Raw genomic sequence first — 21,152 nt, 5'->3', positions numbered from 1 at the left:
ACTCCTCTCCAGTAAGTGTCGCTGGAGAGGAGTTACTCTGTAACTGCTCTTTTCTCTTTCACATTCCGCGCCGCTGGGGGGATTTAGTCGGTAACTATTCCTATCTCGCTCACATTACTCGCCGCTGAGGGGACTTAGTTAGTCAGTAACTACCCCTATCTCGCTCACATTCCTCGCCGCTGGGGGGATTTAGTCGGTAACTACTCTTTTATATCCCCCCATCCCATATCGCGGGGGGGATTTAGTCGGCAGCTGCAGTTAGGCTAATGTTACTTTTTGCGCCTTGCGAGGGCGTTAGAGCACTGCGCGTTCACTATTGTTACTTTTTGAGCGCTGGCTGGGGTGATAGAGAACTGTGGGTTCACTATTGTTACTTTTTTCGGGCTGGCTGGGGTGATAGAGAACTGTGGGTTCACTATTGTTACTTTTTTCGGGCTGGCTGGGGTGATAGAGAACTGAGCGTTCACTATTGTTACTTTTTTCGGGCTGGCTGGGGTGATAGAGAACTGGGCGTTCACTATTGTTACTTTTTTCGGGCTGGCTGGGGTGATAGAGAACTGGGCGTTCACTATTGTTACTTTTTTCGGGCTGGCTGGGGTGATAGAGAACTGAGCGTTCACTATTGTTACTTTTTTCGGGCTGGCGGGGGCGATAGAGCACTGGGCGTTCACTATTGTTACTTTTTGAGCGCTGGCGGGGGCGTTAGAGCACTACGCGTTCACTATTGTTACTTTTTGAGCCGCGTGAGCAGTCAACAGGGGCTGTCTCTTGGTCTTCTCAGACCTTAAGAGACTGCCCCTGTTCCTTACACTTTAGACCGCAGGGCCACGAGTTATCTGGAACCGCCTGGTCCTGCTTTGACCCGCCTCATCCCGCTTGGTCCACTCGCCCCCGCTTCCCCCCGACCTCATCTCGCTCGACTGCGATCTGAAGGAAGCATTAGCGCGAAGAGTCCGACTAGCGGCAAGAAGCTGCAAAACAGCATAACATCTGATAAGCCAAACACGTCCGCAGCTTTACCAAGGGCGACCGCACCGATAGCGCCCATTCCGAAGGCTAAGCCAGTCGTTAAGCCCGAGGCCATTCCCACTTTAGAGGGCATGAGGAACTGCGCGTAAACGACGCTGACGGAGAAGCCAGATAATACGACGAATCCGAGCAAAGTAATGACTGGATACACCCAGAACAAGGTGAGGTGCGGCAAAATCAGTGCAATAGGTGCCGCCCCGCCTATCGAGAACACGATCATGTTCTTCAATCCGAACTTATCTGCAAGCACACCACCGAAATAAGTACCAAGCACACCAGCAGCGAGGAACAAGAACACTGGAATTTGCGCTTGCTGCGTCGTTAAGCCAAAGTGCTCCTTCAGGTAAAATTGATAGAAGCTGCTTATTCCCGCATGGTACCACGAACGAGCGAACACAAGAAATACAAGCATCCCCATAGCAAATTTGACACGCGGATGGCTCATTTTTTCAACAATAGTAGTGCCCGCTCTTCCCGATGCTGATTGTGAACGCTCAGTTGCCCATTCCGCAAGCTTTCGTTTATACCACGGAAGCAGCCCGAGCAGAATAGCAATCGCAAAGCCCGCAAACAGCGTCCCCCATATCGCACCGAATTGACCAAGGGGAACGAAGATGAACACCGTCATAAGCGGCGCTAGGGAGCTACCCGCATTACCGCCTACTTGATAGACGGACTGGGCAAAGCCACGTTTGCCGCCCGCTGCGAGATATACGACTCTCGATCCTTCAGGGTGGAAAATTGCCGACCCCAGTCCAATGAATACGACGGCCAGCAAGAGATACCAGAACTGCGGAGCAAAGGCAATGCCGATCATACCAATCATGCTCAGTCCCATTCCGATCGGTAGCATACTCGGTAACGACCGACGATCTGAATACGCTCCAACGACAGGCTGCATGACGGATGAGGTCATATTAAGCATAAAGCCAATCCAACCAACCTGCGCCAAGGATAAATTTAACGACTCCTCCAGCACCGGGTACAGCGCCGGGACAACCGCCTGCATGGAATCGTTTAGCATATGAACCAAACTAATTGCAAACAAAACGGGCAAAACGGCTTTCGTCGCATCGGACGACGAAGCCGTAGATCGTGGACCAGTAGCTGCAGCCAACACTTTTCCTCCAATGCAATGATGCATGCGACGAGTAAACACTTATGAGAATCAAGTTTAGAAGTGCAGCCCCACAAAGTCAAGAATGGTTCGACCAATGGTGAGGCTTACATTAAAAAATATTAATCCAGCTAATCTATTCCATCATGTAGGATGAAGAAAAGGTCGAATTTGGAAGAGGTGTGTCATCTGAGGAAATTAATTGTGTTGCTAATTGTCATCTGTCTTTTCTCTATACTTATAGTCGGTTGCACTGACTCCAAGCCTACTCCGTTAGTTGATAAAGATAACATTACATTAAACATAGGTTACTTGTCCGAGGAAAGCTTCGAAAAAACGTATTCCAATCTTCTACAACGAGAGTATCCCAAGCTGAAGGTTAATATTGTTCCCATGAGCGATTTATACCGTAGCAAAGTGACTATTGAGGAATGGGTAAAAGCCCATCCTGTCGATCTGATGTACATACCCGCGCATTTATTTGAATCGTTTATCGATCTGGGGCAGCTCAAAGAGCTAGAGCCTTATTTGAAGAAGGACTCCTACTCACTGGATAATAGAGTACCCGAAGTCATTGCCCTCACGAAGCTATATGGTAACGGAAAATTATATGGACTGCCGCCGTATTTTTATGGACGAGCCCTTGCCTTTAACAAAGAGTTATTCGATAAGTATAAAGTTACCTACCCTACGGACGGAATGAGCTGGAATGACATAAACCTTCTCGCACAGCGTTTTCCGCAAGGTCTCTCCATTATCGACAGAACCCCCTTGGACTGGATTCTAGAGATGGGTAAAACACTAAATCTACCTCTCTATAATGCAGCTTCTCGCACCGTTTCATTTAACAATGTGGAATGGCGTAACGTATGGGATTCCGCAATACAGCCCTTAAGAAGCGGTAAAATCCTCTTCGATGACATTAACGAAAACCCGTTTCTTTCTGGAGAGCGGGCTATGACGACAATGCATAGCAATGATTTAAACAAATTCGAACAGAGCCGGCTCGGTTTTCAATGGGATTTGATCACGATGCCCGTCAATCCAACTAAGCCGGATGTCTCCACTGCTCTGAATGTTAATGGGTTTTATGCTATTTCTCAGACTTCGACTAATTCCGATGATGCTTGGGAGGTACTGCAGTTCTTATTATCCGAGCGTGCAGCCAAGTGGCAAAATAATGACATGAATGGACTCTCTACCTTATCTAGTCAGCTTGGCATTAATGAAGAGGAACGTACGCACAGAGCTGTATTCCATCGGCTGCGTCCAGAGCTCTCAGCTACAGACGCACTTCCCGATCCATTACGGGAGTTAGCCTCCCTTACTCTTAACGAGTTGCTGTCTAACCCCAATATCGCATTAGATACGGCCCTAAACGAGCTTCAGAGGAAAGCAGAGCTGCTGCTCAAATCCGAACCCGCTAATGCAACGGAGGAATAAAGATGCGCTTCAAAATGATCCACCTGCTAGTCCTAATCGTTGGTTCCGTTACCGTCTTATCAGGCTGCCAGAGCTCCAAACCGCAAGAGACCGTCATTTTGCAGGTTAGCTACCCATCCGCTCAGAAGTTTTACCGGGACTATGGCTATGGATTTGAGAAAAAGTATCCAAACATTCAAATTCAAGTTATTCCTTATGACTGGGAAGCAGCCAATCCGAGCCAGGATGCTGATATCCAGTACATGCAGCAGCTCTCACAGTATCGGCAGGAAATTGAACAAGGTCATTTACTTTCCTTAGCATCCCGGTTTCAGCAGGACAAAGATCAGGATTTAACGAAGGTGTCCCCAATAATGACCACTTTATTGAAATCTGCTGCGGATAATGGTGAGCTTTATGGCGTTTCTCCAACATTCTCAGGTGAGGCGTTATTTTACAATAAGGATTTATTTAGCCAATTCGGCATTACTCCTCCTCATTCTGAGATGGGCTGGAAGGATATCTTTGCCTTAGCTTCACGCTTCCCCAAACAAAATAAAGACGGTAAAGCGCTGTACGGCTTTCAGAAGAATTACTCCCAGCAGGCTGAGCTACAGTATCTGTTGGAGGCAGGTCGGATCGAAGGCTTGTCCTACATTCAGCCGCAAACCCTCAAGGTTACAATCAATACAGATGAGTGGAAAAGAATTCTGAATTATACATTAGAAGCATTCCGATCAAAAGCCTTGTACGGGGAAGATGACGCGGGGTATCCTCTATTCCTAACAGGACAGGCAGCTATGACTCTTGGAACCCTTACGTCAGCCTATAGCTACGAGGAGTTCGCAAAGATGGAGGGCACTGAGCCTATTAACTGGGGACTGGTTACACCACCTATTAATCCTGAACAGCCTGATCGTTCCCGTTACTATAGTGTTAATGAGGTTTTCGGCATTTCTTCTGCCTCTCCTCATCCCGAGGAGGCTTGGAAGCTGCTCAAGTATATGATAACCGATTCGGAAAATACCCGTTTAATGGCTAACTACAAGCACCGTGAAATTCCTCTCATTACGGAATATATACAGCCTATTGCCGGCAAGGATGATCTTGCTTCCCTATATACCTTGCAGGCCATTCCTAACGATCCTAGTCCGTATGTGAGCATCAATCAAGAAATCTTAAACGCTTTTCAAGAAGCTGCCGGCCCCATTCTAGATCAAGTCATTCGCGGTGAAAAATCCATAGATAATGCATTGACAGAAATCGAGATCAAAGGTCAACAGGCGGTGGACGAAGCGAAGGCGGCTTTGCAAACTAAGGATTAGATGAGTACCTCATGACCGGCTATGCCGTTTGTGGGGGTTTTTTTCTGAAAGGGAACTTTATCCAAGCTAAGTCGTCATATTCCCGAGGGGAGTGAGAAACGAAGTTGAGATTTAATTACCTGAAACACATAACCGATGGCTTGGACAAGCCGGGTCTATTCAGTGAGCTAATGATGACCTACGGCAAAGATGTGTGGCACTACGCCTATTTCATGACTAAACGTAGAGACTTAGCCGATGATATTACCCAGGATGTCTTCGTGAAAGTATATGAGCACCTTGATACGTTCCGTGGCGGCTCAAGTGTCAAGTCTTGGCTATTAACCATTACTCGTAATACTTCTCTTGATTATTTGAAAACAGCTTGGATACGCAGAGTCCAATTAGTGCCCTCTTGGTTTAGGCAGGATTATCAACGCTCTGCGGAAAATGAATGGTTCAGCAGCGAGGAAAAAAATCATATTTGGAGCCTAGTGCTAGATCTCCCACGTAAGCAACGAGAAGTGCTGCTGCTATTCGCCCACCATCACTTATCTATGAAGGAAATAGCAGAGCTGTTAGAGCTCTCAGAGGGCACAGTTAAGTCCCGTCTTCACCGAGCCCGTCAGGCAATGGGCAGTCTCATGTCCGCATCTCTATCCGAGAGGAGTGAATAAACATGAACCTAAAACAAACCGACTGGGAGAAGGAACTGGACGAGGCTCCCTTAGGCATGGGAGGCTTCTCTGAAAATATAATGAACAAGATTAAGGAGCGTGTCCGAATGCCACAAGCAAGGAAGCGTAAATTTCAGCCTATCATGGCAGCTATACTTGCAGTTACATTGCTTGGATCTGCTTGGCTATTCCAAGATCCCATAAAGCGATATTTTAGCCAAGATGCTGATTCAGCTAGCCGTCAAGCCAAGTTCACCGCATGGGACAAGGAAGACGTTAAGCTTAATGTGCAATACTATGACAAGTCTAGTTTTATGCGCCAGATTGGACTGCCTTTCATCATTAAGCACCCGAAGGTGCAATTCGATGTCCCTCAACCTCCTGAATCCTATGATTTTGCAGAATATAAGAAATGGTTTCTGGAAAATGAGCCCGACATTGTACAGATACCGTTATTTCTAATTGATGATTTGGCTAATGAGGGCTTAATCAAACCATTGGATAGTTGGATATCCAGAGACAATTATTCATTAAAGCAAGTTCACGAGCCTGTCATTCAAACGATTCGAGAGGCCGGAGCTGGGACATTGTACGGTCTCTCTCCCTACTTCGAAACAGATGCGCTTTACTATAATAAGAGCTTGTTTAATAAGCTGGACATACAGCTACCAACCGATCAAATGACTTGGAAGGACATTCTACAGCTCGCAGCCCGCTTTAATGGCAAAGACTCAGAAGGCAAGCCCATATACGGACTTACAACCGCATGGGATTCTCGGCCATTCGATCTCATTCAGGCTATCGGAGAAACGGAAGATTTACGCATGATAAATGCAGCTAATATGCAGGCCACGATTGATTCTTCAGCTTGGAGCGGAGTATGGGCTGACGTTGTCCGAGGGTACAAGGAAGGCTGGATCTCTGGTGAGGCCAGAGCACCGGCATCAGCTAATGGAGACATCTTGATGACCGATCTATACAAGGCAGACCCTTTCCTGTCGGGTAGAGCCGCTATGGCAATAAAGCCGAGCTATTATCGCCAGGATATTCTTTCTGCCGAGAAGGAAATAGGATTTAATGCGCAGTGGGGTATCGTGACGCAACCGGTTTCCAATGCTCACCCCGATCAAGCTACACAATTTTCCGTTTCGACAGTCTATGCAGTCAATGCGAAATCCCCCCGCGCAGAAGCAGCATGGGCACTTCTTAAATTCATGACAGGACCCGAGAAAGCTAAACAAGACAAGACCGACTATTTTTCTTTGCTCTCCTCACGGCTCCCGACCTCTACGGACTCGAGCGGGCAAGGAGAAGATGTATTTTATAGATTAAAGGCGAATAGCTCCTCTGTTCTAAACAAAGCTAAGCTCACGTTCAATCCAGCTAATAATGAGCTCATTCAACGGCTGCAGCTGATAGGCAATGACGAGTTCCGTTCCGTCATTGCTGGAATACGTACGATCGAGGAAGCGATGCAAGCTCTGCAGTCCCAATTCAGCAATATGACTAATACAGCGCTCAAGGATGCTTCAGCTGGAAAAGGAGAATAACCGTTAATGAAAAGATGGCCTATACTTGCCATTTGTCTCCTCTCTCTCCTCATGTCAGGCTGTCAGCCGAACGTTGAGCCAGAAGGAACAAAGCAGCTTAGATTAGCGATAATTAGCAAAGATACGTACCAATTCATGTTCCATTCCTACTTTAGCGGTCATTTTCCAGATTGGGATATTACCGTATTACCCATGGACGAGCTAAATCTTTATGAGATGAAAGCACCAGAAGCGATCAAGACGTTCTCCGATTTCCTACAACGCGAGAAGCCCGATCTCGTCATTCTAAATGGCATTCAATATCCAGTGCTAGCCAATCATGAATTGCTTCGCGACTTAGGGGAATGGGCGTCCCGCAAGGACGGCATGGATCTTAATGCTTTCGTTCCGGGCGTAATTGATTTACTCAAGGGGAATGAGGAAGGCAAGCTATTCGGATTGTCCCCAAGCTATCGAACCTCTGTGTTCTATTATAATAAAACGATGTTTCGTTCTTACGGTATTGAAGAGCCGCATGACCGAATGACCTGGAGCGAGGTGCTTAAGCTATCCGACCGTTTCATGCAGGATGCCAGCTTAGAGAAGGGGAGCTATGGATTCTATGAATCCAACATCAAAACACCATTCGATATGGTTCAGACCATTTCTGACACAGAAGGTATGAATTTTGTTAATACCCGTACAGCGAAGATGACAATGACTTCCGACGAGTGGAAAAAGATTTGGAGCCTTGTGGCAGATTCTTATCGTATGGGATCGGTAGGTACAATGAATCGGAAGCTTAAAGAGATTGACGGAACGACCTACGTTACCGAAAATGACCAGAAGGCAATGGATTTGTTCTATCAAGGAAAAACAGCTATGACAGTCGGACAGGACGGTCTACTTAGAAAGCTCAACAGTAAGCCTCCTTCCTTCGAATGGGGCATATACTCGGGTCCGGTCAGCATACGTGATCCAGAGCGTGTCGGGTGGTTTGGTATCGATTATATCTTTGCCATCCCTACCGTTTCTGCCCAGCCTGAGCTTGCATGGAAAGCCATACAATATTTCCATTCAGAGGAGATGGGCAAAATTTACGCCTCCACCGACGAAGGATTGTTCTCCTTAAAGAACTATCCGAAGTGGAGAAATGATCCTAATTACGAGCCTTTCTATAACCAACGCGGCTGGCTTGATACGAATAATTTTATGAACAGTGCTATCCCGAAGGAATTTTACACTCCCTTCTACAAGCTAGCTAACGAGCAAATGAATGCGACTATAGCAGGAAAGCTCTCTACAGAACAAGCTTTGGCTGCATTGCAAAAAGAAGGTCAAGCTCTGCTAGATGAGTTGACGGCGAAGAAATAATAAACAAGCAGAAGAGCCATCCGAAAGTTTTCCCCGGATGGCTCTTCTCTTCTTTCCTTCTAGTTCACTTCAAACAACGACTTAATAAAATTCCTCATCCTCGTTAGCTTCGTCGTTACTGCCCAAGAGTCTATGGACTTCTTATCTCCGTTATAATACAGCTCCAGCTTCTCTTGAAGCTCCTTGAAATACTCTGGTACACCGAATGTGGCAGCTTCACTTTCAAGTCCCTTGATTAAATCCAGCCATACCGGGGTGCTTTCCCCGAAGGAACGCTCCGGATATTCGCTCGCCAGCTGTATGGCAGCATCAAACGTCTTCGTATCATGTAGCACTACAGCCAAGTAATTGCCGATAAAACGATGACTCCTGTCCTCTCTCATGGCCAGATCAAATTGTTCTGCGGCTTCCTTCAGCCGGCTCTGGTTCATTAATGCCGTCGCATAAATGGACCTCGTATAAGAATCAACCTGCCCCTCATTTTCCTGAGAAATTAGCTTATAATATTGGTTGACCTGTGTCCAATCCTTCTGCTCGTAATAATAGTGAAACAATCTGTAGAGATACTCTCCTGACGACTTTAGTTTAACCATTTCCTTAATATAAGGAATTGCCTGTTCAGATGAGCTTATTTTCGGTGAGGATGACGCCTGAGCCTCGTAAATCCGGATAATCATCCGTAGACTGTGCCGGTCCTGATTATTACTACTATATGATCGTTTGTATGCTGCCAATGCTTCGTCTACCTTTTCATCAAGCAGCAATTGGTCAGCTTCCGTTAGAGAACGGCTTTTCAAGTAGAAGAAAGGTAAATCACCTATTGTATTCTCATTTAGTCGATAACCATTGCTCTTAGAAATTGGTCTTCCCTGCTCATCGAAAGCCTCGACGCTCCAGCTGAATTGGCTGTTCGGATTAGCAAAGCCTAACAGTGTCGCTTCGTCAGGCACTAGCGTATCTCCTACATCTTTAAAAGAGATTCCCGTAGATTTGTCATATAACTGCTCAATGGGAAGCTCAAGATAGTTATGTCGGATATACTCTTGAAGCGTTGATCCCATCGTACCATTCCCCATAGGTAAATTGACATTTAGATTATAATAAGCAGCACCTTCCACTAGCTCCCACTGGAATTTCATTGTGTCTCCGGTAATAGCTTGCTTATTAATCGGCGATTGAATCGTGATTAAGGGCTTCAGCACAACATTCTCCGATAGGCTTTGACTTTGCCCTACATCAATCCAATCCCAGTTCGTCGTTGGCCACGTCCATCCGTCAATTTGCTCGAAGAGAAGGCCTAAGTGCAGCTGGTAGCTGCCTGGAAGCACTCCCTTGAACTCGTAGTGTCCCTTAGCATCAGTTAGAGTCTGATAGGGCTCGCCCTCCGTCACGCTACGATTAACATCTTTACTCGCTCGCAGATAGACTCCAACACGCTTCATTGGGGTACCGTCGCTTTTAGTAATCGTCCCTGATACCGTCGAAGTTGAATGACCATTGTGATTTATAAAATTTTCCAGATTTGCCTTAAGTGACGTTAATTGCTCCAGCGCCATCGGAACGGGATTTTCCATCTCGGGAGACAGCTTCTTATTATCCGCTAACGTCTTCCTTAAGGCATCCAGCTCCTGACTTACCTTCTCTAATGCTCGATCTGGGTCACCTTCCTGTATTAAAATTTTCATCCACAGCTTCACTGCCTCCCCATTGATGTCCACATTGTGGGATACAGGCTGATGGCTCCATTCATTCAGCACTTGCTTTGCCTTGTCGAGCTCATTGTTATCTATATAGAGCTTCACTTGCTCTAACTTCAGCTCGTTGTTATTCTTATTCACCCTTCGCTTCTCAGCCAGAGCAATTGCTGCAAGAGCTTGGTCTACCCTTCCTTCACTACTGTAATAGTATGCGAGCTGCCTTGCTGCAGAAACCAAGAACTGTCCGTCCGTTGGTCCTTCGGACAAATAAGCTTCCAGATACGGTAGCTTCTCCTCCCAGGTCCAGCTCTCACTCCCAACTTCGCTCCCGCTACCCTGGGTCATCGTAGAGCTAGGTCCTACAAAGACATTAAAACTATGCACAATAGAAATGGGGTCCGTCTGAATCATATACTTACGGATAAGCTCCCATTTCTTACTCTCTGATGGAGGATGATTAATAATAGCAAGCAAATTAGCCTTCCCATTCCCTTTGCCTTGCTCGTAATTTTTCTGAGCGTTAACAACCTGTAGCTTCGGGATCACGAATAAGAATAGCACACATAGAACGATCCCGATGGAGAGCCCTCCCGTAACGATATGCTTTACTTTAAGGGTTACTTTCATCTTCGCTCACCGCTTTCTCATAGTCATCCTTCCAATAGGTGTTACCGCCTATCTCAATTAATTGCCGCTTCTGAAGATAGATGGCATCCGCTCCCCTATGCTCATCCTTATCCAGCTGGGCAATCATTACAATTGTTGCTATCAGCGCTATACCCACTCCTAACGGGATAACAGGTAGCTCGATTTCTTTGTTCCAGAATGCTTTCAATCGAGAACGCCATGAACGGGGATGGGTACGCTCCAATACCTCTCTTCCCCTGCTGAATCGCAGCAGCTCAAGCTCTTCCTCTAGTTGTCTCTTAATAAGCTCTTGCTCCGGTTTCATCTCCATCCCCCTCCCCCAGCATCTGTTTAAGCTTCGCCCGTCCTCTGGACAGCCGTGCTTTTACCGTGTTTTCGTTACACTTAATTTGCTCCGAAATTTCCGCTACATTTAAACCGTTATAGTAGAACAATGTAATAGCTTCTCTGTAAATATAATCAAGCTTTAGAATGGCATCACTTAAGCATTCATGGCGCCACTCTGCTAACATCAGCTCTTCTGGACTTTGCTCGGTTGCCTCTACCATCTGATCAACATGAGCAGAAGGAAGTATGTTCCTCCAGCTCCATGTTCGCATTTTCATACGGCACCGATTAACAACCATCCGGAGGAGCCAGCTTCTCAGCTTGGCCGGCTCTTTAAGCTGCTGAATTTTGCTATAGGCTTGCGCAAAAGTATCCATGACAGCTTCTTCCGCTGTCTGCTGATCTCTAACAAGCAAATAGGCTGTTCGCAATAGCTCATCGCCATATTGCATCATTAGCTCCTGAAGCGCGGTTTCATCTTTTTCTATTAACCTTTGTACGACATCCAGACTGGCTCCCCCTCTCCTATACATTAAGATGCGTCCCAGCATGATCTGGTTGCTACGATAACAAAAAAAACTTCCTCGCGGAAGTTTTTTTGAAGGTCAGTAGCTAGCTGTAACCGTTATATTGACTCTTTGGTCTTAAAGCTTCTGGCAATATAGATAACCGGGGTCGAAGCGACCGAGATAATAAACTTAAGTACATAAGTGGTAATCGCAATTTCCCACCACACATCCCATGGATAAACACCGGCAAAGGCAATTGTGCAGAAGATAAGTGTATCTACCATCTGGCTAACTCCCGTGCTTCCGTTATTACGAATCCAAAGCTGGCTTCGTGTGGGGAACTTTACCTTGAGCCTGCTGAACAGCTTAACGTCGAGAAATTGGCTTACAAGGTAGGCAGATAAGCTCGCTGCAGCAATTCTTGGTGCTAGACCGAATATCGTTTCCAAGGAAGCCTGTGCTGGAATTCCACCATCGAAATCCTGGAATACGAGTACCATCTGCATGATAATCGTGGACATGAGTAAGAAGAAGAACCCGAACCATACCGCTTTCTTAGCTTCCTTCTCTCCGTACTTCTCATTCAGTAAATCCGTCGTGAGATAGATCGTGCCGTACATGGTGTTACCGAGTGTCATAACGAACCCGAACATTTCGATCGTCTTCACCACTTGAATGTTGGCGAGAATGACCGATGCGGCGATCCAGGCATATAGCCCCTGCTTCCCAAACAATCGGTAGCAGATCAGGAACAACGCAAAATTGACCAGGACGAATATCGCGCCCCAACCCAGATTAAACATAAACATCCTCCTAGTTTTGTTGACGCGGGAGTTTGCGAACCGCGGCTCCGCTTTGCGAAGCAAACGTCTATGATTATAGCACACAATAATAGCCGATAGTACCGGGAATTACTTCCCTGGTTCTATCGGCTACCCTATTGGTGCAGTTTATTTAATTAATCAGCTTTGCTTTTGCCCGTTTCACTTGCTGGATATTTTATTTTTCCAACCAACAAGCTTAATGGCAGTGCTACTACCGCGATTATGGTAGCAATGACGTATACGTCATTAACACTCATGGTGAAAGACATCATCTTGATATGCACCTCATCCGTTGCACCAGAAATCACCATATCTTTAGCGTGAACGATGGAACGGGATGCAAGCAAAGTCGAAAAGATTGCAATTGCGAAAGATCCAAACACGTTACGAGTCCAGTTAGAAATAGCCGAAGCGTGTCCTGACAGCTCAGCAGGTATCTGCTCCATGGAAGCGTTACTAGACGGCATGACTACTAGCGCAATACCCAAATTCCTCACAATCATCCACCATACAATATAGGAATGGGAAACATCTATGCTTAACCAGCTCAAAGTCAAAGTGCCGAGAGTTAGCAATGCGATTCCCGTAGCCATGAGCCAACGAGGACCAACGATATTATACAGCCTTCCAACGAATGGCATAGCCAAAGCCATAACCAACGAAGCAGGCAAGAGGATAAGTCCTGTGTCCATAGCCGACACATGCTGAATTCTCTGCAAGAATATTGGCGTTAAAAATGTTCCTGAATAGAGACTAATGGTAATGATATTAGCTATAATGGCATTCAAAGTGAAGCGAGTGTTCTTGAATACCCGCAAGTTCAGGAGCGGAGTTTCCGTTCTTAGCTCCCACCATATAAATACGATTAGACTGAGCGCACCGAAAATGAGCAATGATATGATTTTCCAAGAGTCCCAGCCCCAGCCGTGTCCTTGTCCGAGTGCAAGCAGTAAGGAAGAGCTGCTCAGCACAACAGTTACAAAACCAATACCGTCAAAGCTCTTAGGCACATTAAGACGATAATAAGGAATATAAGCGAACACAAACGCGATAGCGAGTAAGCCGATTGGAATATTCATCAAGAATAGCCACTGCCAATCGAAGTTTTGCAAAATCCAACCACTAATCGTCGGTCCGAATGCCGGAGCTAGCATAGCCGATAATCCCCAGAAGGATATCGCCATCGCTTGTTTTTCTCTAGGGATAACTTGGTAAATAATCGACATTGTAGCTGGAATAATAAGTCCGCTGAATGCACCCTGCAATACACGGAAAACAATTAACGTTTGTTCGTTCCAAGCTAATGCGCACAGCGCAGAGGCTAAGGTAAAGCCAATAAGTGAAAATAGATAAAGACGTCTATAGCTAAATCTCTCTCCTAAATAACCAGCAATCGGCGCCGTTGTACCCATAGCCAGCATAAATCCCGTCATCGTCCATTGAACCGTGCCGAGCGTCGTATGAAAGTGATCAGTTAAAATCTCTAGCGCAAGGTTAATGGTTGCTGATGCTAGAACGCATAAGAAAGATCCAATAAAAATTGCAACCATAATTGGCCAGAAACGTATTTGTTGATTGTTCGTATTACTCATGTACCCCTCACCACATCCTTTATTGTTTTTATGTCTCAATTTACATATACTATTGAGCGAAGAGAATAATCATACTACTTCTTAATTGTTATGTCAAAATTTATATAGAGTGGAGGTTTCCGTAATAAATACTCTGTCGTATGGTCTGTTGAGCTTACTGTCCCACAATTCATTGTCGGGATACGATCTCATGCTTAAACTCCAGCCATTCTGGCCCGCTAAGCATAGTCAAATCTATCCCTTGCTCGCTAACATGGAGAAAGAAAATCAAGTGACGTTCGAATTAATCGCCCAAACCGATAAGCCTGATAAAAAGGTGTATTCCATAACGGAAAAGGGCATCGACTCACTTCGTGAGTGGTTAGCTGAACCCTCAGCCATCCCGGTTATGCGGGATGAAATCAATTTGAAAGCCTATTGCATTTCTACAGTCGACCCGGAAATCTCCCGGAAGCTATTCGATGATAGGCTTGACTATTATCAGACCAGATTGCTTCATTTTCAGGAAAAGATAAGCCTTATACAGAGCAAGTGTGGTATATCAGATGGGGAAGCTCCCCCTTATCATTCTCCGTTGTTTGGCTCCTATATTTTACTCAAGAAAGGCGTAATGAGCTATCGTACCAACATTGAATGGTGTGAGTGGGTGCTGTCCATTTTGCCGGAGGAAAACAAAAAATAAAGGGGCTGCACCTCAGATCGTTTAAGACCTTCTGGGACAACCCCTTCGCTATGAAGTAATCATTAACTTTTTTAGATGGTGACTTTCTTGTTTGTAGGCTTCCCTCGCTTGGTGACGATGTTCCAGCCTTTGCGTATCCAAGGAATCAAGTAGTAATCCAAGCCGAATTTTCCAGCATTCGCTCCAGCGATAAAGACGATCGTACCAATCATCAGTAACCATGGATTAGTCGATACCGTGCCTGCAAACAGGAACATGAAGTTCATCAGGATGCCGAAGAAGGCTGCTGCTGCCGTTAATCCCCCAACGATTAGTCCTAATCCCACTAGAAATTCACCGGCTGGAATTAAGAAGTCAATGAGCTTCACATTCGGTAATGCGAAATGCTCAAGAAAAGCTGTGTAAGTCGGATAAATGGCTTCCTTGGTTGCTTTATCAGCAACCGGATTATTGATCGAATTTTTCAAGAAACCCGCTGCTGTAAAAGCTTCACTACCCGTCAATTTATGCCAACCAGCCTCGAGCCACTGCCACCCAAGATAGATTCGAACACATGTTAATACTACCGCAGCCCATACATTCTCTTTAAGAAATTTCGTAATCATTGTTGCCATCTCTCCCATTCCTGTGTACTAATGCTTTCTATATTCTCAGTATGAGCCTTAACCGAGCTCATGTATGTGAATTAAGTCACAAGTTTGATGGAAAATTTTATTTTTTCATTCTATATCACCCAACTCATTCCCCTTCGGTCTGAACGCCATTACATGTTACAATAAGAACATAAATCTATAGATAAAGATAAAACTTAAACTGGAGAATATGGAGAATACAGATGAACGAGCAAATAAACGTACAGTCAGAGAAAGTCGTTATTATCGGTGCCGGACCTTGTGGTTTGTCTGCCGCGCTTGAGCTTCAAGCTATCGGAATCCAGTCCCTTATCATTGAGCAAAACTCAGTTGTTCATTCCATCTATCAGTATCCGACCTATATGCAGTTTTTCAGCACGTCAGAATTGTTGGAAATTGGCGGTATAGCGTTCATCACTCCGAATGACAAGCCTACTCGCCGCGAAGCATTGCAATATTATCGTGATGTCTCACTGCGCAGTAAATTACGGATCAACTCCTATGAATCCGCCACTTCAATTACTCCGCAAGCTGACGGATCATTTCAGGTACAGACTGTAGATCGATTCGGAGCTGTTCTCGTATATGAGACTCGTTTCGTCATTGTCGCCACGGGCTATTTTGATCATCCGAACATGCTCGGTATTCCTGGCGAGGAGCTTTCCAAGGTAAGTCACTTTTTCCAGGAAGCTCATCCTTATACGGGAATGAAGGTGACTATCATTGGTGGTAACAACTCCGCAGTGGACGCGGCGATGGAGCTCCTTCGAGTTGGAGCAGAAATTACGATTGTCTATCGGGGAGATCAATATTCACGTAGCATTAAGCCTTGGGTGAGACCTCTATTTGAAAGCATGGTTAGCAAAGGGAAAATTCGCATGCTCTTCTCTTCCCGCGTCATTCAAATAAATGAGCGCAGTGTTACCGTTCAACCCTTGGACGCAGATGACAGTGCTCCATTTGAGATTGATAATGACTTCGTTCTCGCTTTAACGGGGTTTCGTCCAGAACGGACGCTATTAACAGAGGCTGGCGCAGAGGTTAATGAGGAATCAACGATACCTGCCTTCCATCCGGAAACAATGGAAACGAATGTACCAGGACTTTATATTGCCGGCGTCATCGCTGCAGGCAGGGAAGCAAACGAAATTTTCATCGAAAGTGGACGCCATCACGGGAAGCTGATAGCGTCACATATTCAAGGGCAAATATAATTGTAATAATCTAATCGTCTATTCGCTTTCTGCTACGGGTTGAGGGATACTCAGTGAAACGACCGTCCCACTTCCCGGGGTAGATCGGATATGCAGCTCGCCACCAATTACCCTTGCTCGTTCTTCCATGCTGAACAGACCTACTCCATTCGTTCCCCCAGTCCTTGAGAAGCCTTTGCCTTGGTCCTGTATGGATACCTCTATAGTGGTACCACAATCCTGAACCGAGACTGTTGCCTCGGATACATCCGCGTATTTACCGACATTCATTAACGCCTCCTGAATGATGCGGTATATTGTGGTTTCCTCTTGAATACTCAATCTTTTACGTAAATCAGATGTAAAGTGGACTTTAATTCCATAATGCTTCGAATAGGTATCCAAATAAGTACGCAAAGCGGGAATAACGCCGAGATCATCCAGAACAGACGGTCTTAGCTCCCAAGCCAGTCCCCGAACGTCTGCCATCAGGTGGGCAACCTCATCCCTTAGAGCCCCCAGCTTATCGTAATCCCCACCGGAAATAATCGTATCCATAGAAATCAACAAAGAAAACAGGCTCTGTCCAATTCCGTCGTGAAGATCCCGGGAGAATCGCCTGCGCTCCTCCTCTTGGATTTGCATCATTTGCGAAAGCAGCAGCTGCAGCTCCTCTTCCGCCTTCTTCCTAGCCGTAACCTCGTGGCGAATGGCCAAATACTGATAAGGCTTACCTTCCTCGTTCAAGAAAGGAACAATCGTCGTATCTACCCAATAGTAGCTGCCTTCCTTAGTCCGGTTCTTAATTTCTCCCCGCCACACATTCCCTGACGAGATTGTGTGCCATAGCTCCTCCATGAAGGCTTTACCATGAAATCCTGAATTAATAATCCGATGATCCTGCCCAAGTAATTCCTCCCGCGAATACCGCGAAATATCACAGAATCTATCGTTTACATATTGGATTTTCCCCTTCGGATCGGTTACAGCCACAATAGACGCCTCGTCGAGTGCATATTTAAGACCCGATAGCTGCTTGACCGTTTCCTCTAAAGAACCACCGAACTCCGAATAGTTACCGCTGTCATTAGGCTTCAAAATTCAGCAGTCCCTTCTTCATCGCAAATTTAACGAGATCCGGCCTCGTTTTGAGATTTAGCTTATCCATCAGGTTGCTTTTGTGAGATTCAACAGTCTTGACGCTTATGACTAGCTGCTCGGCGATATCCTTGTTCGTATAGCCCTGGGCCACCTTCGCCAATATTTCCTTTTCTCTTTCCGATAATGATTCATACGTACCATGATCGCTTCCATGCTTCAGCTTATCTAAGTACTCGCCCATTAATCTTTTCGTTGCCGTTGGATGCAAGTATGCATCACCTGCCGCAACGTGACGAATTGCACTAATCATCTCTTCATGCGGTGAGCTCTTAAGCAAGTAACCAGAGGCGCCCAAATGAATGGCTCTAAACAAGTATTCTTCATCATCGTGCATCGTTAGAATAAGCACCGCGATATCGGGCAGCCGCTTCTTTAATTCTGCCGTTGTGCTCAGTCCATCTTTGCCGTGGGGCATGCTTAAATCCATCAGTACGACATCGGGAACAAGCAGCTCAGCTTTCTTAATGGCCTCTTCTCCATCAGCAGCTTCCCCTACCACTTCCATATCTGCCTTGGCACCCAGCAGCATAGCTAGCCCCGAGCGAACGACGGCATGATCATCGACAAGCAATATTCGGATCATTATCCCGCCTCCTTATCCTTCTATCATATCAAATCCAAGATAGAACCCGCTATAGCCTGTGCCGCCCGCTCCACGATCTCGCGGTCAATCGCACCATAAATACGTTCCCGTCTGTCACCTACCATTAATACGCCAAGTATATCCTGGCTTCCAATGACAGGAGCCGCGAATGCCGAGAGCAATTGCTCAGCTAGCATAATGGAATAACCGGGATTCAGCCCTCTGTTCATTGAATCTGCTTTATTCCAAGCTATACCACGACCAACCTTAATAATTTCCCCCTCGAGCCCTTGTCCGCGTCTCGGATAAATGCTGAGATAACGTTCATTTATATTACCGGAAGCCCACGTCCACCGAGCTATCCGTTCTCTTCGATCTATAACTGCAAGAGAGGAGAAGTCACTGGAAACCTCCTGCTTTAGCCGGAAGAGCATCTCATTCATACGTCCCTCAATCGTTTCCAATTCGTTCCCCTCCCCGACTCGAATGTATCTATGTTCTATTTTAGCGAGTAAGCGAACTCTTGTAAGTCAGGGAAAACCCTGAAAGAAGCTCGGGGAAACACCTATATTTAACCTCAGGTGTGATTTTCCTCACAAATAAATAGGGGAATTCCCCTTAACGATTCAGCGAATTCCCCGATAACATTATTTTCCTCATACCGTTACGATAAGAGTATCAGATTAAAGGGAGATGGCGGCTATGAGTATCAATTGTCCGGTCAACACTACTGAAGTAGAGGCTGCTGGTAAACCAGTAGAAGCAAGCAGGGGTATTGCCAGCTTTTGCACTCCGAGGCAATTTGAACAGCTTGAGAGCATCATGATTTCCCTTCGCGTCCCATCAGGCGGCTTCCTATTCTGGGAAGGCGATGAAACGGAATACCTGTACTATATTCGTAGCGGTAAAGTAAAGCTTAGAAAAGCAACTGCAGACGGTAAAGAGCTTATACTTACTCTGCTTCAAGCAGGAGATTTTATATGTGAAACCATTAGTGGACAGGAAGCATCACCCTACGGCTTTACCGCAGAGGTAACCGAAAACACCGAAATCGGCCTAATTACACGGAATTCACTAAACACACTAATACAGCACAACGGGGACCTTGCTATAAGCCTCATGAATTGGATGGCTGTGTCTCAACGCGTCACCCAATCTAAGCTGCGGGATTTGCTGCTCTTCGGTAAACCAGGTGCATTGGCTTCTACCTTAATCCGTTTAAGCAACTCTTATGGCGTTATAGAGTCTTACGGAATACGCATTGATACGAAGCTTACTCATTCCGAGCTTGCTGATTTCATTGGAGCTACCCGCGAGAGTGTTAATCGAATGCTGAATGAGTTTAAGGATCAAGGAATCGTCGATTTCCGGTACGGTAAAATCATTATTCGCAAGCTCAAAGCGCTACAAGAAATTTGCCAATGCCCTGCCTGCCCAGCTTGCTCGAAGGATGTTTGCCGAATTTAAGCTGCAGTTTTCCCCTCTCAGTTACCTTTTACTTTAATTGGGTACATTAAAATAGACGATGCTTATGAATCCCTTGCAACCCGGATTGCATACGAATCGTCTATTCCGTAAGAGAGGGCGTGGAACTGATGTCATCATTGAAAACAAGCACATTTCTCCTAACCACAGCTTTACTAGTCACTCTTATAGCGGGGTGTGGTAAAGGTTCCAATACCTCTATCCCGACAACTAGCGCTGAGGCCTCACATTCTGCTGTTTCGTCTCCAAGCCAAGCTCCAGCTACTAGCTCTAACCTCGAGAGCATTGGCAATACAGGTGGAATTCCGTCCTCCTCACCAACCGTATCATCTAATCAGGATACCCTAGGAGAAGTAACCGCTATTAGATTAGCCAGCTTCAAATCAGGATGGGCAGGCGGGAAAGGCTGGATTGCCAGAACCGACGACGGAGGAAAGACTTGGAAAACCCAGCTTAAGCATAAGTATATCGTTACTCAATTATTTGCCCTCAACGATAAGACTGCATGGGCAACGCTTGATATCAACAAATCACAAGGCTTACAGCTGCTGCACACCACTAACGGAGGTAGCAAATGGACAGAAGCAGGAATTGTGCCTAACCGGGCATTTCTCCATTTTATATCCTCAAAGGAAGCGTTCAGTGGAAATGCGTATACAAGCGATGGCGGCAAAACTTGGGTGAAGCTCCCTGTCCCTGCATCCCTCGTAGGAGACTCCTATTTCCATGACCGTAATCATGGATGGGCGGTAACTCAGGAGGAAGGAAAGGACAAATTCAATATTACTCGTACGACAGACGGCGGCAAAACATGGCGTTCCGTTCTGTCGCGTGCAAATACAGCTACTGTTACTGGAGTCGTTATTCGATCGACCGGGAAAGCCGACGCATGGGTCGAGCTAATCGGTGATTCCGGAATGTCACAGACATCCTATTCCTTGTTTCATACAATAGACGGAGGAAAATCATGGATTCCCGTCTTAGCCAATAATCAAGCTGGATCTGGGCCCGCACCTGGCTATGAAATGAACAAAGAAACGAACGTACCCCATAATACCGGCTCCAGTCCTGGTGCTTTGTATGTGGTAAACCCCAGCACCGCATTCATGGGTGGACAATGCTCGGCCTGTGATCTGCCTAACACCTTAGGTAAAACAACAGATGGCGGTAAAACATGGATTTCCCTGAAAGCAGCCTTCCCAGGCTACGGCGCGCAGCAAATTGCCGCAGTGGATGCGAACCACATCTGGTGGGTTAATACCGAGAATTCCGTAGCTTCTATTATGTACACCTCATTCGATGGGGGAAAAAGCTGGAGTAAGGTGCACACTTTCAAATCCACCAAGACACAATAGCGAGCGATGTAC

20 protein-coding genes are annotated in these 21,152 nt (G+C 46.0%); 9 read left to right on the top strand and 11 right to left on the bottom strand.

Translation table 11 applies throughout. From position 1 onward, the window contains the following. Positions 1–269 precede the first annotated feature (269 nt). Positions 270–671, bottom strand: a complete 402-nt coding sequence (locus KCTCHS21_RS05305; RefSeq protein WP_130605632.1) for a hypothetical protein — start codon at positions 669–671, stop codon at positions 270–272. A 236-nt stretch (positions 672–907) separates the two neighbouring features. After that, positions 908–2,146, bottom strand: coding sequence for an MFS transporter (locus tag KCTCHS21_RS05300; protein WP_408621762.1), 1,239 nt, complete (start codon positions 2,144–2,146; stop codon positions 908–910). 153 nt (positions 2,147–2,299) lie between these two features. Here KCTCHS21_RS05300 and KCTCHS21_RS05295 point away from each other — a divergent pair, with 153 nt between their 5' ends. From KCTCHS21_RS05295 to KCTCHS21_RS05275, 5 genes are all read left to right on the top strand, one after another. Further along, a complete protein-coding gene (locus tag KCTCHS21_RS05295) occupies positions 2,300–3,589 on the top strand; it encodes an ABC transporter substrate-binding protein (RefSeq protein WP_130605628.1) in 1,290 nt (429 codons plus the stop codon). Positions 3,590–3,591: 2 nt separating this feature from the next. Next, positions 3,592–4,893 (top strand): extracellular solute-binding protein, encoded by a 1,302-nt coding sequence (locus KCTCHS21_RS05290; RefSeq protein ID WP_130605625.1) that lies wholly within the window; start codon positions 3,592–3,594, stop codon positions 4,891–4,893. 104 nt (positions 4,894–4,997) lie between these two features. Next, entirely contained in the window at positions 4,998–5,549 is a 552-nt protein-coding gene (locus KCTCHS21_RS05285) for an RNA polymerase sigma factor (RefSeq protein WP_232058091.1), read from the top strand. Between the two features lie 2 nt (positions 5,550–5,551). Further along, on the top strand, positions 5,552–7,099 hold the full coding sequence (locus KCTCHS21_RS05280) for an ABC transporter substrate-binding protein (protein WP_130605623.1): 1,548 nt from the start codon (positions 5,552–5,554) through the stop codon (positions 7,097–7,099). A 6-nt stretch (positions 7,100–7,105) separates the two neighbouring features. Beyond that, a complete protein-coding gene (locus tag KCTCHS21_RS05275; protein ID WP_130605621.1) occupies positions 7,106–8,452 on the top strand; it encodes an ABC transporter substrate-binding protein in 1,347 nt (448 codons plus the stop codon). Positions 8,453–8,511: 59 nt separating this feature from the next. On the opposite strand, the gene KCTCHS21_RS05270 is transcribed toward KCTCHS21_RS05275, so the two are convergent. The 5 genes from KCTCHS21_RS05270 to KCTCHS21_RS05250 form a co-directional block, all read right to left on the bottom strand. Then, positions 8,512–10,776, bottom strand: a complete 2,265-nt coding sequence (locus tag KCTCHS21_RS05270; RefSeq protein ID WP_130605619.1) for a carboxypeptidase-like regulatory domain-containing protein — start codon at positions 10,774–10,776, stop codon at positions 8,512–8,514. Continuing rightward, positions 10,760–11,101 carry a hypothetical protein gene (locus tag KCTCHS21_RS05265; RefSeq protein ID WP_130605617.1) on the bottom strand — a complete coding sequence of 114 codons (342 nt, stop codon included), beginning with the start codon at positions 11,099–11,101 and terminating at the stop codon, positions 10,760–10,762. Before KCTCHS21_RS05265 ends, KCTCHS21_RS05270 begins: the two co-directional genes overlap by 17 nt. After that, the gene (locus KCTCHS21_RS05260; protein WP_232058090.1) at positions 11,076–11,675 is read right to left on the bottom strand and encodes a sigma-70 family RNA polymerase sigma factor; all 600 of its coding nucleotides are present in this window, start codon (positions 11,673–11,675) and stop codon (positions 11,076–11,078) included. The genes KCTCHS21_RS05265 and KCTCHS21_RS05260 overlap by 26 nt, the downstream gene beginning before the upstream one ends. A 74-nt stretch (positions 11,676–11,749) precedes the next feature. Continuing rightward, positions 11,750–12,436: a queuosine precursor transporter gene (locus tag KCTCHS21_RS05255; protein WP_130605615.1), complete on the bottom strand. Its 687-nt coding sequence runs from the start codon at positions 12,434–12,436 to the stop codon at positions 11,750–11,752. A gap of 155 nt (positions 12,437–12,591) precedes the next feature. Beyond that, positions 12,592–14,049, bottom strand: a complete 1,458-nt coding sequence (locus tag KCTCHS21_RS05250) for a DHA2 family efflux MFS transporter permease subunit (RefSeq protein ID WP_130605613.1) — start codon at positions 14,047–14,049, stop codon at positions 12,592–12,594. Positions 14,050–14,197: 148 nt separating this feature from the next. Here KCTCHS21_RS05250 and KCTCHS21_RS05245 point away from each other — a divergent pair, with 148 nt between their 5' ends. Then, the gene (locus tag KCTCHS21_RS05245) at positions 14,198–14,731 is read left to right on the top strand and encodes a PadR family transcriptional regulator (protein WP_232058089.1); all 534 of its coding nucleotides are present in this window, start codon (positions 14,198–14,200) and stop codon (positions 14,729–14,731) included. A 71-nt stretch (positions 14,732–14,802) separates the two neighbouring features. Here KCTCHS21_RS05245 and KCTCHS21_RS05240 read toward each other — a convergent pair whose 3' ends face one another. Next, positions 14,803–15,336: a TQO small subunit DoxD gene (locus KCTCHS21_RS05240; RefSeq protein WP_130605611.1), complete on the bottom strand. Its 534-nt coding sequence runs from the start codon at positions 15,334–15,336 to the stop codon at positions 14,803–14,805. A gap of 230 nt (positions 15,337–15,566) precedes the next feature. On the opposite strand from KCTCHS21_RS05240, the gene KCTCHS21_RS05235 reads away from it, so the two are divergent. Next, complete coding sequence (locus KCTCHS21_RS05235; RefSeq protein WP_130605609.1) at positions 15,567–16,577, top strand: YpdA family putative bacillithiol disulfide reductase; 1,011 nt, start codon at positions 15,567–15,569, stop codon at positions 16,575–16,577. Between the two features lie 18 nt (positions 16,578–16,595). Here KCTCHS21_RS05235 and KCTCHS21_RS05230 read toward each other — a convergent pair whose 3' ends face one another. Genes KCTCHS21_RS05230 through KCTCHS21_RS05220 form a run of 3 tightly spaced genes read right to left on the bottom strand, consistent with a single transcriptional unit; the run spans position 16,596 to position 18,764 of the window. Next, positions 16,596–17,654 carry a sensor histidine kinase gene (locus KCTCHS21_RS05230; RefSeq protein ID WP_232058088.1) on the bottom strand — a complete coding sequence of 353 codons (1,059 nt, stop codon included), beginning with the start codon at positions 17,652–17,654 and terminating at the stop codon, positions 16,596–16,598. Continuing rightward, complete coding sequence (locus tag KCTCHS21_RS05225) at positions 17,644–18,300, bottom strand: response regulator (protein ID WP_130605605.1); 657 nt, start codon at positions 18,298–18,300, stop codon at positions 17,644–17,646. The genes KCTCHS21_RS05230 and KCTCHS21_RS05225 overlap by 11 nt, the downstream gene beginning before the upstream one ends. Before the next feature lie 23 nt (positions 18,301–18,323). Continuing rightward, positions 18,324–18,764, bottom strand: coding sequence for a GAF domain-containing protein (locus KCTCHS21_RS05220; protein WP_130605603.1), 441 nt, complete (start codon positions 18,762–18,764; stop codon positions 18,324–18,326). 238 nt (positions 18,765–19,002) lie between these two features. Here KCTCHS21_RS05220 and KCTCHS21_RS05215 point away from each other — a divergent pair, with 238 nt between their 5' ends. Next, positions 19,003–19,767 carry a Crp/Fnr family transcriptional regulator gene (locus KCTCHS21_RS05215; protein ID WP_162309277.1) on the top strand — a complete coding sequence of 255 codons (765 nt, stop codon included), beginning with the start codon at positions 19,003–19,005 and terminating at the stop codon, positions 19,765–19,767. Between the two features lie 128 nt (positions 19,768–19,895). Beyond that, on the top strand, positions 19,896–21,140 hold the full coding sequence (locus tag KCTCHS21_RS05210; protein WP_130605599.1) for a WD40/YVTN/BNR-like repeat-containing protein: 1,245 nt from the start codon (positions 19,896–19,898) through the stop codon (positions 21,138–21,140). Positions 21,141–21,152 lie beyond the last annotated feature (12 nt).

The sequence above is a fragment of the Cohnella abietis genome (genome assembly GCF_004295585.1).
In the GTDB taxonomy this organism is placed as follows: domain Bacteria; phylum Bacillota; class Bacilli; order Paenibacillales; family Paenibacillaceae; genus Cohnella; species Cohnella abietis.
Note: the sequence above shows the minus strand (reverse complement) of the source record. Positions and strands in the feature narration are given on the sequence as shown.